We start from the raw sequence: 15,950 nt of genomic DNA, 5'->3' as shown, positions 1-15,950 counted from the left end.
GGGATAGGGCACATGACAACAGCTGACTCGTATGAAGACTTTGGAGACCGTCATGATTTTCGGCCTTTTCCGCCGCCGCAACCGCGATGCCGAGCACAAGGTCTATTGTGAAATCGTGGCTCAAGCACGGCAACCGGTATTTTATAGCGGCTTTCATGTGCCCGACACAATCGACGGCCGGTTCGACCTGATTGTTGCTCATGCAGTGCTGTATTTCCGGAGGATGCGCGGGGAAGGGAAGGCGGTCTTTGAATTTACCCAGTATGTCTTCGATCTGTTTTTCCAGGACATGGATGCTTCGCTGCGCGAGATGGGGGTCAGCGACACCCGCGTGCCGAAAAAGGTCAAGGTCATGGGAGAGGCTTTTTACGGCCGCGCCGATGTCTACAACCCTGCCATCGACAGCGGAAATGTCGAGGAACTTGCCGCGGCCCTCGGCCGCAATGTTTACCCGGACAATCCCGAACCTATCGCACAGACGCGTCTGGCGCATTATATCCTTGAGTCGGCAAACCGTCTTGGTGCTCAGACGGTGGAGGATCTGATGAGCGGACAGATCAACTGGGCGGATCCGGAGGCGTTCAGGGATCTGCCGGTTTGAAGTCGGCCACGATGCAAAGGCCAAAAGCCAAAGGCAAAAGAAAGAAGACCCATGGCAAAGGACAAATTTCCCTATTCCTTCAAGGTGACGGCCGCCAGCGTGGTCAATAAGGATCAGACCGTCGTGGTAGCGCCGGATGAGGCCGGCCTGAAGGCGATCGCCGAGGCGTTCGACCTTGAAGCGGCCCGCGGCCTGAAGGCGGAATTCACCCTTAAGCCCTACCGCAAGGCAGGTCTTCGGGTGGTGGGGCCGGTCACCGCCACCATCGCCCAGGTCTGCGTCGTGTCGCTTGAACCGTTCGAGAGTTCCCTGAAACTCGACGTGGACCGGACCTTCGAAGCGCATTCGGGTAAACCTGGGAAGATCAGGGATCTCAACGAGGACGGCGAAATCGAGGTCGATCTGGAATCGCTGGATCCGCCAGATGTCATCGTCGATGGCGTTCTGGATCTCGGTGCGGTCATCTGCGAGGAGCTGGCCCTTTCGCTCGATCCCTTTCCGCGCAAGCCGGGTGTCGCCTTTGAAGGCGGAGTTGCGGATGCCGATGATGAGGTGGCGGAAAAAAAGCCCTCTCCATTCGCCGCCCTCCAGGCTCTCAAGGACGGGAAGGAAACCTGAGTCCCCGCCTTCATCCGGCAGGCTTTGACCCTTACAGCGATTTGCCGCTGCAGGCCGGTGCTTCGGCCACTGTTTTCCCGCCGGTTTTCAGCGCCTCTACCCGGCAGGGGAAGGAAAACGGTTGTCACTCCGTCCAAAACCGTTATGTTCGCGCCGGGTCAGGGCCCCTGCCGGACTGGTGGGACATCTCGGGCGCACCGTCCAGGTGCCGTCCTTTGTAGAATAACGTTAAAAAGACCTTCTAAATGGCGAAAACGATTCCGATTTCATTGGATGCCATGGGCGGCGATAACGGGGCCGAAGTTGTAATTCCCGGTGCGGAGATCGCTCTCGTCCGCCATCCCGATATCCGCTTCCTTCTCTATGGCAACGAACAGGTGATCCGGCCGCTTCTGGAGAAATATCCGCGGGTGCGCGACGCTTCGAGCGTGCATCATTGCGAAGTTGCGATTGCGATGGATACCAAGCCGAGCCAGGCCCTGCGCCAGGGCCGGTGGCGGTCCAGCATGTGGCGGTCGATAGAGGCGGTGAAGACCGGGGAGGCGTCCGTCGCCGTTTCCGCCGGCAATACCGGCGCCCTCATGGCCATGTCCAAATTCTGCCTGCGCACCATGGCCAATATCGATCGGCCCGCCATTGCCGCCATCTGGCCGACGTTGCGCGGGGAATCGGTTGTGCTGGACGTAGGCGCGACCATTGGCGCCGATGCGCAGCAGCTTATCGATTTCGCAATTCTGGGCGGTGCCATGGCCCGCGCCCTGTTCGGTATTCAGCGTCCGACTGTGGGTCTTCTCAATATCGGCGTGGAGGAAGTGAAAGGTCTTGAGGAGGTGCGCACGGCCGGTCGCCTGCTGCGCGAGACCCCTCTGCGTTCGCTGAATTACGCCGGGTTCGTCGAAGGCGATGATATCGGCAAGGGAACGGTCGACGTCGTGGTGACCGAGGGCTTCGCCGGCAATATCGCTCTGAAAACGGCGGAAGGTACGGCCAAGCAGATCGGCGGTTACCTGCGGGCGGCCATGAACCGCACCTTCATGTCCAAAATCGGTTATCTTTTCGCCAAGGGCGCCTTCGATCTGCTGCGCGAGAAAATGGACCCGCGCAAGGTCAATGGCGGCGTGTTCCTGGGGTTGAACGGCATCGTAATCAAAAGCCATGGCGGGGCGGATGCGGAGGGTTATGCCTCGGCAATCGATCTGGCCTATGACATGGTGAAAAACGAATTGACCCACAAGATCGCCCAGGATCTTGTGCATTATCATCGCGGCCGCTTCGCGGAAGCCGCGCCGACATCGGAAGGTGATTTGTGAGCGTGATCCGTTCAACCGTGACCGGCTGCGGAAGCTTTCTGCCGGAAAAAATCCTGACCAATGATGATCTGTCCAAGATAGTCGATACGTCTGACGAGTGGATCGTTCAGCGCACCGGCATCAGGCAGCGCCATATCGCGGCCGAAGGCGAGCTGACCTCGGATCTGGCTCTTGCCGCCGCCAGGCGGGCGCTGGAGAATGCCGGCCGCGATGCCCAGGACATCGACACCATCATTCTGGCGACGGCGACGCCGGACAACACCTTTCCGGCAACCGCGGTCACCGTGCAGGCCGGTCTCGGCATCCATCATGGCGCCGCCTTCGACATTCATGCCGTCTGCTCGGGCTTCGTCTACGCGCTGACCACTGCCGATGCCTATATCCGCACGGGGCTTGCCAAGCGCTGCCTCGTCATCGGCGCCGAAACCTTCTCCCGCATTCTCGACTGGCAGGACCGGACCACCTGTGTGCTTTTCGGCGATGGGGCGGGGGCCGTTGTCGTGGAAGCATCTGAGGGAACCGGTGGCAATGACGACCGGGGCATTCTGACATCGCATCTTCGCTCCGATGGCCGCCACAAGGATAGACTCTATGTGGATGGCGGTCCGTCTTCGACGCAGACGGTGGGTCACCTGCGCATGGAAGGCCGCGAGGTCTACAAGCACGCGGTCGGAATGATCACGGACGTTATCGAGGACGCCTACAAGGCGACCGGACTGACTTCCGATGATCTGACCTGGTTCATACCGCATCAGGCCAACAAGCGGATCATTGACGCCAGCGCCAGGAAACTCGGCATTGCGCCGGAGAAGGTCGTTACAACCGTTCAGTTGCACGGCAACACCTCCGCGGCCTCCATTCCGCTGGCCCTCGATACCGCGGTCAGGGACGGACGGGTCAAAAAGAACGATCTTCTGATGCTGGAAGCCATGGGCGGCGGATTTACCTGGGGATCGGTTCTCCTGCGCTGGTAACCGTCCCCGCCGCCTTCTTGCGACAAATCTTAACTTGTTGCCGAGTTCTGGTTGACCGGCCCGCCGCGAGGCCGTACCGTATTGTATTGCGTCGGAGTTCTCTTGCAAAATCAGCCAGATCACTGGCGTCGTTGAGGAGGGGTTATGGGCAACCGGACTATTACCCGTGCGGATCTGTGTGAGGCCGTTTATCAAAAAGTAGGTCTGTCGCGGACTGAATCATCCGAATTGGTAGAACGTGTGCTTTCTGAAATTTCGGACTGTCTTGTGACGGGAGAATCGGTAAAATTGTCAAGCTTCGGTTCATTTGTGGTTCGCTCCAAGGGGGAGCGTATCGGCCGCAATCCGAAGACAGGCGAGGAAGTCCCGATTTCACCGCGCCGCGTGATGGTGTTCAAGCCATCCAACGTTTTGAAGCAGCGGATCAATGATGCGCTCACAGGACAGGCCAGCAAATAAACAAGACCGGATGAGTTCACTGGATAAAAGCCCGGACGCCTTTAGAACCATCAGCGAGGTCGCTGACGACCTCGACCTGCCGCAACACGTGCTGCGGTTCTGGGAAACGCGGTTCTCCCATATCAAGCCGTTGAAACGTGGCGGAGGCCGGCGTTATTACCGTCCGGACGACGTTGAGCTTTTAAAGGGAATCCGGCATCTGCTCTATGGAGAAGGCTACACCATTAAAGGTGTGCAGCGTATCCTGAAGGAGCAGGGCCCGAGATTTGTCATGCAGATCTGGCGGGAAGACGCTTCACCGTTGCAGACGGCCGCTCCCTCGGCGCCGGAAACGGTGGACCATACCAACGGCGCGCAGACCCGGGCGTCGTCACAATCCGCCCCGAACGGGCATCAGGACAAGCTGCCCAGCGGCGTTCTGGCCGAAACTGTCCCGGATGCGGGCAGTCATTCCTCCTCCGGCGGTCTCAACATTCTCGGCAGACTTCGCGGCGACAAGGCAGCGGCAAGTGTATCGGTGGCCCAGCCCACCGTCGCGAAGGAAGACATCCGCCGGCTGCAATCCACCTTGTTCGAACTGCTGGAATGCAAGCGCACGCTCGATCAGGCTCGCTGACAGCCTGACAAAGCATCCTGTATTCTTTTGCCTGAATGAACGCTGGCCGGCCGCTTGTGCCAAGGGTCGGTGATATGGCCCATCGATCCCCGGTATTACTCCAAGCCCATGCAGGACGCGTAGAAGCTGGTCGTGGCGGGCCAGTCCGAAAAGACCCCCTTCACGCCGACCACCCGCGCCAGGACGTCAAGCACTTCCAGCATGCGTCCGTCGCCATCGATGGCCGGGCTCACGCTTTGGTAATACCAGCCGCCTCCGGAACTCAGGGGACCGGAGCGCTCCAGGGTCCAGGTGATGATGTCCAGACCCGCGTCCCTGGCGGCCCTGGCATAGGCGGACGGCACGATCCTGCCGTCTTCGAGGGTCAGGAGCACGTAGAGCGGCGGTGCGAGATAATTCACCCCCATCTCCTTCAGTTCAGCCATGGAGGGAGAAAACGTGCCCGGATCCATTGGATCGAGCCCGCGCCGTGCGTCGAGAAAGACCGCCTGCCGGCCGAACTCCGGTTCGTTGCGGATCCAGTAGAGAATGTCTTCAAGATCAAACGACTGCGGGTAGACATCTTCCGGCGGAATGCCGGCGTCCTTGTAGTCGTCGATCATCTTTTGCGCATACGCCTCGCGGGTGAAGCCGTCAAAGGGCATGTCGACAACCGGGGTTTTAAGCTCCGGGGTGAACTTGACGCCCAGATCCTTGAAAAGCCGGATGGACTCCTTGTGAGAAAGCAGGGTTCCGGTTCCGGCATAAAGTTCGGTCCGCCAGGGTGCGGTGGCATTCATGTAGCCTTCCAGCGTGCTTGCGGTCTTGTCGGCGGCGTCCATTTTCCCGCGCAGGGACTTGAATTCCGCCAGCGTCAGGTCCGAGGTCCGGCATTCCGCCGTCGCCGGAGTGTCGCCCGCCGCAGGCGTGAAGGGCTCCTTGCAGGTCGCCGCCAGACCGGTTGCCAATATGTCGGTGGTTGCCTGCAGATCGTTCTGCGAGTGGCGGCAGACCAGTTCCTTGTCCCGCGTGAAGGTGACATCGCATTCCAGGATGCCCGCGCCCATGAGGCCTGCGGCGCGGTAACCTTCCTCCGTGTGCTCGGGAAACTGCAGCGGCGCGCCGCGATGGCTGACGGAAAACAGTGTCCGCTTCGCAGGCCGGCCGATGCAGGCGGCAAGTTTCTCCTTCAACGGCCCTTCCGCCATCTGCCCGACCAGATAGGCCGGGCGGGGGCCGAGCTCGATCTCGCCCGCATGAGCGGGCGAAGCGAGTGTCAGTCCGATCAGCGTGAGGATGGCAAGGGCAGAAAGCATCTTTTTTCCGGTAAATCACGAGGGCAGGAAACAGAGAAAGCCAAGCTTCATCCGAATATAGCGGACCGTCGGCGGGGAACAAGAACTCGTCAGTCTGCCGTCCAGCCTATCCGCAGCGTTTGGGGTCCGCGCACGGACAGTCCGCGCTTGTAACTGACGGTGTCTTCCGCCAGCTCGATGGTCCCGAACCTCTTGAGCAGAGTTGAAAAGATGATGTCCATGTCCAGCCGGGCAAGGTGATTGCCAAGGCAGAAATGCGCGCCGCGGCCGAAGGCGATGTGCCAGTTGGGTGTGCGCCCGGCATCGAACCTGTCCGCATCGGGAAACTGCTCGGGGTCGCGGTTGGCGGACCCGTACAGCACGCCGAACTTGGTGCCGCGGGGAAACGTCCGCCCGCCGATCTCCACATCTTCGGTTGAATAGCGGTGAAAGAAGGGCAGGGGAGCTTCGTAGCGGAACATCTCCTGGACAGCCGTTTTCATCAGGCCCGGATCGGCGCGCAGGCGCAGCATTTCGTTGGGGAATTTCAACAGCGCATGCATCCCGCTGCCAAGCACGTCGATCGTCGAACCGTGTCCCGCCATCAGGATCAGCATGGCGGTGGAAATGAACTCGTCGTGGTTCATGTGGCCCTGCCGTTCGGCCTCGATCATCAGGCTCATCAGGTCGTCTTCGGGGTTGGCTTCCCTTTCGGCCTTGAGCTTCAGGAGATAGCGATAGAATTCGGTCGTGTTGCGTTCAGCCAGCTCCTTGCGCTCATTCGAGCGGTCGATATCGAAGAACTGCACGATGTTCTCCGACCAGATACGCAACTGCGGGCAGTCCTCGTCGGGCACGCCCAGAATGCGGCCGATGATGTGGCCGGGCACGTGGGCGGCGAGGTCGCCGATGAAGTCGATCTCGTCGCGGCCGTCCAGGCTGTCGAACAGCGTATCGACATAAGCCTGGATGCCGTCCCTCAGCTTGCCCACCATCACCGGCGTGAAAAGCTTGAACACCTGCTTGCGCAACCGGTCATGCACCGCGCCGTCGCTGTCGAGCAGGGAAAACTGCACGAAACGGGAATGATGCGGCATGTCATGCCAGTTTTGCGCCTGTTTCTGCGCGGCGATTTCCTCAGGCCCGGCGATATGCTCAAGGGAACGGACCATATGTTCATCGAGCACGATCCGGGAAACATCGGTGAACCGCGACGCCAGCCAGACATCGAAATCCTGATAGTAGGTCAGGCCCTCCCTGGCGCGCAAAGCCGCGTAAAAAGGGTAGGGATCCCGAGCGAATTCGGCTGACAGGGGGGCAAAGCAAAGGTCTGTGGACGGCGACATGGAGGACTCTTGGGGCGAACGGCGATCAGGTAGAATTGTGATTCTTGGCAGCGTCGAAGATTTGGCCGGCCAAGTGCAAGCGAAAAGCGCGGGTTCCGATCCGGTTTTCGCAGTTGTTCATGCTTTTCCCGCGCCTGAGGACAGCGCCTGGGGATTGCGAGGAAAGGACAGAATTGACGATAACGGCGGGAGATTGAATTTCTTAACAGTTCGTTAACGCGAGGCGGTCAAGCCCCGCTCAAGTCCGGTGAAATATATTAGATGCGTGAGGCTGTTATGCGTGTTCCAGAGGCGTTCAGGGAAGAATACCAGACCTTCTTGCGGGAAGCCGGATTCGACAATCCGAACCCGCAGGCCTTGCTGATGGAACTCGCCTCGCTCAGCATGGATGTCTACCTGAAGGAAATCGCCTGGCTGTCGGATTTTATCGGCAGGATCGAGCGGGCGAAGCGCGAGGCCGCCTGACAACAGTGCATCCCGAAAAGGCGCGACACCCTCGGGACTGTCATCAGCCGGTTTCCGGCAACGCCTGAATACGGACGCCAATACCGTCCCGGATATTTTGAGCCTGAAAGGACCTGCGGCGGGTCTTTGTTCCAACGATCTTTGGCGAGCCGATGTCCGCGGCGATGTCGGAGCACGGATGCCGGGCGTTGACGCCCGTCAATGCGCTGCTGTCCTTTCCGTGGTTTGTGAACGGCCTGAATTCCTCCGTGCCGTGGAGACGAGAAATGGTGCCTATACCCGAAGAAACAGGAAAAAAGCCGATAAAAGGCAGCACGCCGGAGCAGACCAGGAAGCATCTGGACGATCTGCTCGATGAGGCTTTGGACGAAACTTTCCCGGCCAGCGATCCGCCGGCAATGCTGGAACCGGGCCCGGAATCGAGTACGGACCCGAAACCGGACGGCGCTGCTTAGGTTAGACTCTCGGACAGCCGGCAAGTCCGGTCGGTGTACCGCGCAAAAGTCATCTGGTGCTTGAGTTCTACGCGCTTATCGCGACAGCAGCAGAGGCACATCGCTGTTTTCAAGCATTTCCGACGTGGTTCCTCCCAGGATGTTCTGACGCAGCCTTGAATGCCCGTAAGCGCCCATGACGATCAGGTCGCTCTTGAGGTCCCGTGCCGTCTCGAGCAGGACCTGGGAAACAGGCCTGCCCTCGGAGGCGACGATCCTTACGTTGAGATTCAGTCCATGGCGGGAAAGGATCAGGGCCATGTCGCTGCCCGGGTCCTGGCCGTGATCCTCGTCGCCGACGACCGGATCGACGACAAGGAGATCGATCTGCGTTGCCTTTTTCAGAAACGGCAAGGCATCGGTCACCGCGCGGGCGGCTTCCCGTTGAGCGTTCCAGGCGATCGCGACCCGCTGGCCGATCGTGTCCAGTTCCGGAGACTTTGGAATGTAAAGGACTGGTCTGCCGGAGTCGAACAGGGCGCCATCGATCGCGTTTTTTTCAACGCTCTCCAGTTCCTGCTCCGCGGAGCGCAGGACAACCGCCAGGTCGCAGTAGATCGCATGGCGCGCCACCAGATTGTCCTCCCGCTCCGGGGACGACAGATAGGGACGAAGATCGTAGGAAAGACCTTCGCGCGCGAGCTGCTGGTCCATCCGCGTGTTGACTTCGGCGAGGTCCTCCTTGCGCTGGTCGCATTCTTCGGACCAGATCTCCACATAGCCGTGTCCTCCAAATCCGTAGAAGGGAAGAGAAGGCACTTCGCCGATGTTAAGGACGGTCAGATGGGCATCGTGCGCGCGCGCAACGGCGGTGGCCAGGCTGATATTCTCCAAGGCTGTCTTGAATTCCATGATCGCGAGGATTGTTTTGATGGACATGGCCTGTTTCTTTGCAGGGGGGAAGGCGCGCCGGTCGGCCGCCGGAGGAGCGATTTTCACCGCCATGATGTATCGGGGACGAGCCAGGATCAAATACTTACTGTCACATCGGCCTGACCGCGCCGGAGACCTCCGCGATGGTGGCCGCACCGCCCTGGTGTATTGATTGTTACCGACTTGGCGTAAGGAGGGAGTGGACACAAGACTGGCGCCGCTGACGGGCGCCGCTGACTGGCGGCATTCGGCTCCTCCTGACGAGTGGAAGAGCCCGGTGGCAACAAACTGGAAAGTGTGACCCGAGGGACAATGGAAACGACCGAAACCCTGAAGACTGCCTTTGCTCTTGATGCTGGGGAGATTGCCGAGAGATACGCCACGCAAACGGCGCGGGGGCTGGCGGACGCCGAGGTCATTCGCCGGCGCCGGGTCCATGGCCCCAATCGGCTCCGTGAGCACAAGACCCGCAGCGCGTTTCTTATCCTGGCCCATCAGTTTACCGGCATCATCGTGTGGCTGCTCGCGGCTGCGTCAGTCCTGTCGCTCGTTCTGGGAGATCTCGCGGATGCGATCGCGATCGTGATCGTCCTGCTGCTCAATGGCGCAATCGGATTCTTCACCGAACTGCGGGCCGCCCGGTCGATGGAAGCCCTCATGCGCATAACCGAAGTACGCACGCGCGTGCGGCGGGACGGGCAGGTGCGGGAGATTGACGCGCACGAACTGGTGCCGGGAGATGTTGTCGTTCTTGAAGCCGGTGACGTGGTCACCGCGGATCTGCGGCTCGTGACGGTATCGAACCTTTTTTGCGATGAATCCCTGCTCACCGGCGAATCCGTACCCGTTGCGAAACAGACCGCCAGCATCGCCCCCGGCACCGGTGTCGCCGACCGGACGAACATGGCGTTCAGCGGAACGGCGGTCACCCAGGGCCTCGGGGAGGGGATTGTCGTCGCCACGGGGATGGCGACGCAACTCGGTCATATCAGCACGCTCGCCGAGGGAGCGGATGCCGATGCATCGCCTCTGGAGCAGCGTCTCGACAAACTCGGTCAGAAGCTGGTCTGGCTGACGCTGGCGTTGGCGACGCTGACCAGCCTCGCGGGCATCTTGTGGGGGAACTCCGTTCCCGAGATGATCAAGACCGGGGTGGCGCTGGCTGTGGCGGCGATCCCGGAAGGTCTTCCGGTCGTCGCAACGCTCTGTCTGGCACGCGGCATGTGGCGGATGGCGGCCCGCAACGCGATTGTCACCCAGCTGTCCTCGGTGGAAACTCTCGGGGCGACTACCCTGATCCTGACCGACAAGACCGGCACGCTGACGGAGAACCGGATGTCGGTGGTCAGCTATCTCCTCGACGGCAACGACATCGAGGTCACGCGCGACGGCTCCGACGTTTCCTTCCAGGTACCGGGTGGGGGAGGAGATCCTGCCGGATCGGAGAGCCTGGACTGGGCCCTGAGGATCGGGGTCCTTTGCAACACGGCCCAGCCGGACCTGCACGATGGCGGCGCCCGGATCGGCGATCCCATGGAAATAGCGCTGCTTGCCGTCGCCGGAAAGGCGGACCTCACCCGGACGTCGCTCGCCGCGGATTTCCGGGAGGTCAGGCAGTATGCGTTTGACCCCGAGCGCAAGATGATGGCGACGGCATTCTCCCGCAATGGCGACATCGTCTACGCGGTCAAGGGCGCACCCGAATTCGTGCTCGAGGTGTCGCGATCGGTCCTTTCGGACAACGGCCCGCGGGACATGAGCGAACGGGACCTGACAGAATGGCGCGAGCGCAGCGATCATGCGGCAAGTACGGGACAGCGGGTCCTGGCCCTGGCCATGAAAACGGCGGCGACGGATGACGAAGACCCCTATGAAGGGCTGACGCTGGTCGCGCTGGTCTGCTTTCTCGACCCCCTGCGCGAGGATGTTCCCGCCGCCATCAGGGCAAGCCAGGATGCGGGCGTGCGCGTCGTCATGATGACGGGGGATCACGCGGACACCGCCGCCAAGATCGCGCAGGAGGCAGGTCTCGGAACGGGGACGCTCAAGGTGATGACGGGGCGCGATCTTGCCGGCATCGACCCGGCAACCTCCGATGAAGAGATGCGCGCGCACGTGCTTCAGACGGATGTTTTCGCGCGGGTGGCACCCGATACAAAACTCAAGCTGGTGTCGCTTTTTCAGGAGCAGGGCCACGTGGTCGCCATGACGGGCGACGGTGTCAATGACGCGCCGGCCCTGAAAAAGGCGGATATCGGGATTGCCATGGGATTGCGCGGGACGCAGGTGGCGCGCGAAGCGTCCGACATCATTCTGAAGGACGATGCCTTCGCGACGATCATCGCGGCCATGCGCCAGGGGCGGACGATCTTCGAAAACATCCGCAAATTTGTGGTCTACCTGATGTCCTGCAATGTCAGCGAAGTCCTCATCGTCGGCATTGCCGTCGGCGTCGGTCTGCCGGTTCCGCTTCTGCCCCTGCAGATCCTGTTCCTGAATCTCGTCACGGATGTCTTTCCCGCCTTCGCGCTGGGGCTTGGACGGGGAGACGACGAAACCATGTCGGAACCCCCGCGCGATCCGAACGAGCCGATCATAGACAGGAAAAGATGGTTCCTGATCGGGCTGCTTGGCGGGGCGATCACCCTCGCCACTCTTTCGGCCTTCATGCTGGCGCTTTTTTATCTCGATCTTGGAGCCGACACCGCTGTGGTTGTTGCTTTTCTGACCCTTGCCCTGGCTCAGCTCTGGAACGTTTTCAGCGTCCGGCGGCCTTCCCTGGCTGTTGTCCGGAATGAAATCAGCCGCAACCCGTATGTCTGGGCCGCCCTGGTGCTCTGCCTTGGGCTCCTGGCCATTGCGATGGGACATCCCGCCCTTGCCGATGTTCTGGGCCTTCACTGGCCAGGTCCGGACGGGATGCTCCTCGCCGTCTCGATGAGCTTTCTGCCGCTTGTCGTCGGCCAGATCTTCCTGGTGCTGTCCTATCTGAGGACGTCTCGCGGGCTTTGAGCCAGAGTGCGGACAAATCCGCACGCCGCTTGCACCATCATGGTTCGAACCTACCGCCCCATGAAGCGGGAACGTTAAAGTTCCAGCTATCCGTCAAGCAGTTGGAAGGGCCGCCGTTGATGCCGTTGGCTGAAATTTTAAGTGCCGAGAATATCCGGCATCATCAACGGCATGCGAGACAGCGTCGTATTTTTTGCACTCTCTAATTTCATCAGGAGACGGGGTGTCTCTTTGCTGCTTGCCAAGGAGGGGATTGCGACTTCAATCGAATCTTGTCGAACCGGACACCGGTGACAAGGATCAAAGCGGGTTGAAGGGTCGCAGCGCATCCGGAACGACCAGCTTTCTTCGAATGGCGTGAACGGTTGCTGTGGTTTTGTTGTTCACAGCCAGTTTCTTGAAGATGTTGTTCCAGTGGAATCGGATTGTTGCCCTTGAAATGCCTATAATTTCCGCGATTTCCCAATCGGACTTGCCCTCCGCCGACCAGGAAAGCACCTCCTTTTCCCGATTGGTCAGCGGTGCGGGGCTCCATGACCGGTAACAGCCCATATATCTTTCGTGCAGGACCGCGGACAAAAGCTGGATGTCGGCTAAGGCTCTGACATCAAGATCGGTTTCGCGTTGCGGCCGGGAGATCCCAATTCCGGCTATTTCTCCCCATTCATTGGGTATGGACACCGCAATGCCGTCCGCAAGACCGGCATCCGCGGCTTCCTGCATCAGGCTTCGCGAACGATCGAGCAGCGAGCTGGTGAACCTGGAGTCCCGCTCCAGTGAGGAGATGGCGTCTGACCAAAAGAACGCGCCGGGCTTTAAAAGTATGCGGTGAAAGACGGGGTCGAAATTATGATAGCTGTTTTGCTTGTAGTGTTTCATCCAGTCTTCAGGATAACTGGTGGAGAGGCCGTGAAAGGCTCCCTGACGGATCGAAGGATGATCGGTTATCAAGGAAAAGACTGCATTTTCATAACCATAGGCACGGATGATCTTGCGGAACTCATGGAAGGCGTTTTCCGGGAGTTCGGCTTTTTGAATAGACTCGATTGCCGATTGCAGGTCCTCCATCCGGCACCCTCTCAACGTTGTTAGGTTACGTCAGCATCCATGACCTTGTATGATTGCTCAGCTGGACTTGCACGTAAATGCTACATCTAGCTTATTTGCTAACTGCTATCCGTGAGGCACAATCAATCCTGCTTTGTTAATTGCGTTCACAGATCCGTACCCTAATGAACGGTACGATATTGGTTTTAGTGTCCCGCCGGAGAGCAGATTTTATGCGCTCTTCGACATGGCAACCGATCGAGCATTCTTGCTCCGAATGAATCGTTAGCTGCCGCCTGTATCGGGTGTCCGCGATCCATCCAGCCGCAGTATCTATTGAGTAGTAATAAAATCATGCTTTTAATAGTGGAGCGTTATAATGACAGTAATAGTTCCAAGTTGCACGAATTTTATTATTAGAAAGGCATTAAGTGCCGAGCGCGGATTGTTTTTTTGCGTTTTCGTTTGGGTGATTTGGAGTGTTGCAGCCAATGCTGCGGATATAGATTTCACCAAGATTTCATCCATAGGATTCGATGGCAGAATTTACTCAACGGATGGTCAAAAGAGCTGGGAAGTACGTATCTATAACTCTGAAGGCGACCGGGACATAGAGTACCGGTACCATAATTGCAAATATGTACTTGTTCCCTCGCCTGAACGGGCGGGGGAGTGGTTGCAGGAAAAATATGAAAGTCCTCACCATAGGAATTCGAGAAAGTGCAAGTCATATAACAATAACATAATGAATATTTCTTCAGAGGATAATGGTGATCTGTCAATAAGCGTATATTTTAAAGATGAGAATAAAAAATATATTGGAAAGCTTAGTACTCACGCGGAGTTTGTCAAAGGGTTATGTCCACCTTACCCGCAACAGTGTAACTTGTGGGCGCCTTCAATGCAGGAATTGACCACAGCACTGAAAGAGCGCCCGGCAGATGATGCCATGCCAGAGAAACACGCGGGGCTTCAAAAAGTTCCTGACGATGGAAAACGCCGGCCCTGGATGGGGGACTGGACGGATTGCGGCCGGCCCCATGAGTTCAAATACGATCCGCCACAAGACACCGGGTTCAACTATGACTCGCTTTCGCTCGTTTGCCGCAAAGACTTCTCTTCGACGAAGTGGATGCTGAAAATAGAAAGTGAAGACTTCGGTGAAGGATATAGATTTTCGGATGCGAAACCCGGAATGCTGATCGAAAGTGTCGCCAAACACAACCGGGGATATTATGAAGTCGAAGCAATTTTGGAGATCCTGGCAAGTATGGAGCCAGGAGACATAACAAAAATATACTATAATCAACCGGAAAAGAAGTGTTCCGACATTGGCTGCAAAGTTTTTGATTCTACCGTTAAAATGTTGAAGTCGGGGCACTTGCCGTCCGTGAACCTGACCTACAGCGATGGAAACCCTTTCGGTCCGCGGTTGGAACTGTTCGCTAATGGCGACTTCATCGAGCTGGAAGACTTGCTGGAAAAGGATGCACAAAATAGCCTTGCGAACACTGGCGGTGTCATATGGAACTGGCTTTCAGGCATGCAAAAGGATTTTGCTGTCAGCGAGATTTATAAAACGCGCTATGCCCGCATGATTACGAATTACATTCTGGTTCGCCAACTCCTTCACGGCGACTGTGGAGAGGGAATGGAAACAGTGAAATGGGGAACCACGCGATGGACTGAGTACCGAAACGGGTTTGGGCATTACAAAGGGTCTTCTGAAAAGGTGACAACTTACGAATACTTCGACATCGCGGCTGGATTCGAGGCGCCACTCGAAAAAGTGAGTGACTTGTCTTTCGAGCCGGAAGAAGTGCGATTGATGACGGATGTGGTCCAGCACACCGGTTGCGGTGACCCCGTCAGAAAGCAGATCGAAAGCAATATGCTTACCTTCTATCGCGCGGAGTATTGATCTGCGCATCTGCAACAATCGCTGATGGACGCCGCAAGGTGGATAGCTAATACCAAAGAGCGTTGATTATGACTCATCTGACCTGTTTTAGAGGGTTTTCGGCCAGGAGCTCGTCGCAGTGCGATGCGGGGTATCGGGCAAGACGTGCGACGCCGTCCGACCCCTCCAAAACAGGCCTTCGGTGGGCCATTCCCGCCCGCCGGACTTCGTTGCACTGCTTGTCCGGCCAACCAGGCCGTACTGCGCAGAGCGCCTCGCCGGCGAACGGGAATGGCCCATCCGATGGGTCATAATCAACGCTCTTTGGTATAACAGCGATTGCTTTTACATTTCGGACGATGGTTTCTGCCGCGAATCGGGTCGCGTTGTCGGAAACCGGAGTATTGATGTTGCCAGCGCGCAAGAAGGGTCGCTGGAGCGGGAACTGACCGAATGGCAGCCGCTTCACCGGATGAAGGACCATGAAAACCGGTTGGGAAACCAAATGAGAACCAAACTGCTTGTTCCAGTGTTTTTCTGGATTTGTGCCGGCCCGGCGCTTGCGGACATCTGGACCTTCGAGACACCTTCGCAAAACATCCAATGCTCCGTGGGCGAGGACTTCAATGTGCTCTCCGATATCATCTGCACGATTATCAATCGCTCAGACCCTCCCGCGCTGCCAAAGCCGAATTGGTGCAATTCGGACTGGGGACATACCTTTTCAATGAAGGAAAGAGGAACAGTTGAAGTGCATTGCGGGGAAACCGACCGGAGCAAGGGTGGATTTGACAGGGCGGAATACGGGGTGACTGGCGAGTTTGGAGGGTTTGTCTGTCACTCTTCCAAGAAAGGTTTGCGGTGCAGCAATCGCGATGGCCACGGTTTCTTTTTGTCCAGGGCAAGACAGGACGTTTTTTGAGCCATTTCCTGAAGTCCTGCTTTTCATAGAACAACCTCA

At 58.3% G+C, this 15,950-nt stretch carries 16 protein-coding genes; 11 read left to right on the top strand and 5 right to left on the bottom strand.

Annotated features, from left to right (window positions below; all coding sequences use genetic code 11):
- The first annotated feature begins 52 nt into the window (after window positions 1-52).
- The 6 genes from CLV41_RS21790 (at window position 53) to CLV41_RS21765 (ending at window position 4,578) form a co-directional block, all read left to right on the top strand.
- Window positions 53-601 (top strand): ubiquinol-cytochrome C chaperone family protein, encoded by a 549-nt coding sequence (locus CLV41_RS21790; RefSeq protein WP_103224635.1) that lies wholly within the window; start codon window positions 53-55, stop codon window positions 599-601.
- Window positions 602-652: 51 nt separating this feature from the next.
- Entirely contained in the window at window positions 653-1,219 is a 567-nt protein-coding gene (locus CLV41_RS21785) for a YceD family protein (RefSeq protein WP_103224575.1), read from the top strand.
- Between the two features lie 245 nt (window positions 1,220-1,464).
- A complete protein-coding gene (gene plsX, locus CLV41_RS21780) occupies window positions 1,465-2,529 on the top strand; it encodes a phosphate acyltransferase PlsX (protein WP_103224574.1) in 1,065 nt (354 codons plus the stop codon).
- Window positions 2,526-3,503: a beta-ketoacyl-ACP synthase III gene (locus tag CLV41_RS21775; protein ID WP_103224573.1), complete on the top strand. Its 978-nt coding sequence runs from the start codon at window positions 2,526-2,528 to the stop codon at window positions 3,501-3,503. Before plsX ends, CLV41_RS21775 begins: the two co-directional genes overlap by 4 nt.
- Before the next feature lie 144 nt (window positions 3,504-3,647).
- Window positions 3,648-3,962, top strand: a complete 315-nt coding sequence (locus CLV41_RS21770) for an integration host factor subunit alpha (protein WP_023003819.1) — start codon at window positions 3,648-3,650, stop codon at window positions 3,960-3,962.
- Between the two features lie 10 nt (window positions 3,963-3,972).
- Entirely contained in the window at window positions 3,973-4,578 is a 606-nt protein-coding gene (locus tag CLV41_RS21765; RefSeq protein ID WP_208987661.1) for a MerR family transcriptional regulator, read from the top strand.
- A gap of 95 nt (window positions 4,579-4,673) precedes the next feature.
- Here the strand turns inward: CLV41_RS21765 and CLV41_RS21760 are convergent, their stop codons facing one another.
- Window positions 4,674-5,873 carry a glycerophosphodiester phosphodiesterase family protein gene (locus CLV41_RS21760; RefSeq protein WP_103224572.1) on the bottom strand — a complete coding sequence of 400 codons (1,200 nt, stop codon included), beginning with the start codon at window positions 5,871-5,873 and terminating at the stop codon, window positions 4,674-4,676.
- 89 nt (window positions 5,874-5,962) lie between these two features.
- Window positions 5,963-7,198 carry a cytochrome P450 gene (locus CLV41_RS21755; RefSeq protein ID WP_103224571.1) on the bottom strand — a complete coding sequence of 412 codons (1,236 nt, stop codon included), beginning with the start codon at window positions 7,196-7,198 and terminating at the stop codon, window positions 5,963-5,965.
- Window positions 7,199-7,459: 261 nt separating this feature from the next.
- On the opposite strand from CLV41_RS21755, the gene CLV41_RS21750 reads away from it, so the two are divergent.
- Entirely contained in the window at window positions 7,460-7,663 is a 204-nt protein-coding gene (locus CLV41_RS21750; RefSeq protein WP_208987660.1) for a hypothetical protein, read from the top strand.
- Window positions 7,664-7,706: 43 nt separating this feature from the next.
- Here the strand turns inward: CLV41_RS21750 and CLV41_RS27870 are convergent, their stop codons facing one another.
- Window positions 7,707-7,865, bottom strand: coding sequence for a hypothetical protein (locus CLV41_RS27870; protein WP_170107282.1), 159 nt, complete (start codon window positions 7,863-7,865; stop codon window positions 7,707-7,709).
- A 64-nt stretch (window positions 7,866-7,929) separates the two neighbouring features.
- Between CLV41_RS27870 and CLV41_RS21745 the strand changes: the two genes are divergently transcribed.
- Window positions 7,930-8,118 (top strand): hypothetical protein, encoded by a 189-nt coding sequence (locus tag CLV41_RS21745; protein ID WP_146048625.1) that lies wholly within the window; start codon window positions 7,930-7,932, stop codon window positions 8,116-8,118.
- A 75-nt stretch (window positions 8,119-8,193) separates the two neighbouring features.
- Here CLV41_RS21745 and CLV41_RS21740 read toward each other — a convergent pair whose 3' ends face one another.
- On the bottom strand, window positions 8,194-9,036 hold the full coding sequence (locus CLV41_RS21740; protein WP_103224633.1) for a universal stress protein: 843 nt from the start codon (window positions 9,034-9,036) through the stop codon (window positions 8,194-8,196).
- A gap of 306 nt (window positions 9,037-9,342) precedes the next feature.
- Here CLV41_RS21740 and CLV41_RS21735 point away from each other — a divergent pair, with 306 nt between their 5' ends.
- On the top strand, window positions 9,343-12,042 hold the full coding sequence (locus tag CLV41_RS21735; protein WP_103224568.1) for a cation-translocating P-type ATPase: 2,700 nt from the start codon (window positions 9,343-9,345) through the stop codon (window positions 12,040-12,042).
- Between the two features lie 300 nt (window positions 12,043-12,342).
- Here the strand turns inward: CLV41_RS21735 and CLV41_RS21730 are convergent, their stop codons facing one another.
- Complete coding sequence (locus CLV41_RS21730; protein ID WP_103224567.1) at window positions 12,343-13,110, bottom strand: LuxR family transcriptional regulator; 768 nt, start codon at window positions 13,108-13,110, stop codon at window positions 12,343-12,345.
- Window positions 13,111-13,468: 358 nt separating this feature from the next.
- Here CLV41_RS21730 and CLV41_RS27625 point away from each other — a divergent pair, with 358 nt between their 5' ends.
- Window positions 13,469-15,010 (top strand): hypothetical protein, encoded by a 1,542-nt coding sequence (locus CLV41_RS27625; RefSeq protein WP_146048624.1) that lies wholly within the window; start codon window positions 13,469-13,471, stop codon window positions 15,008-15,010.
- Between the two features lie 484 nt (window positions 15,011-15,494).
- Window positions 15,495-15,911 carry a DUF6636 domain-containing protein gene (locus CLV41_RS21720; RefSeq protein WP_103224632.1) on the top strand — a complete coding sequence of 139 codons (417 nt, stop codon included), beginning with the start codon at window positions 15,495-15,497 and terminating at the stop codon, window positions 15,909-15,911.
- The last annotated feature ends 39 nt before the right edge of the window (window positions 15,912-15,950 follow it).

The organism is Roseibium marinum (assembly GCF_002906165.1).
GTDB lineage: Bacteria > Pseudomonadota > Alphaproteobacteria > Rhizobiales > Stappiaceae > Roseibium > Roseibium marinum.
This window is presented reverse-complemented; position numbering and strand designations above follow the sequence as displayed.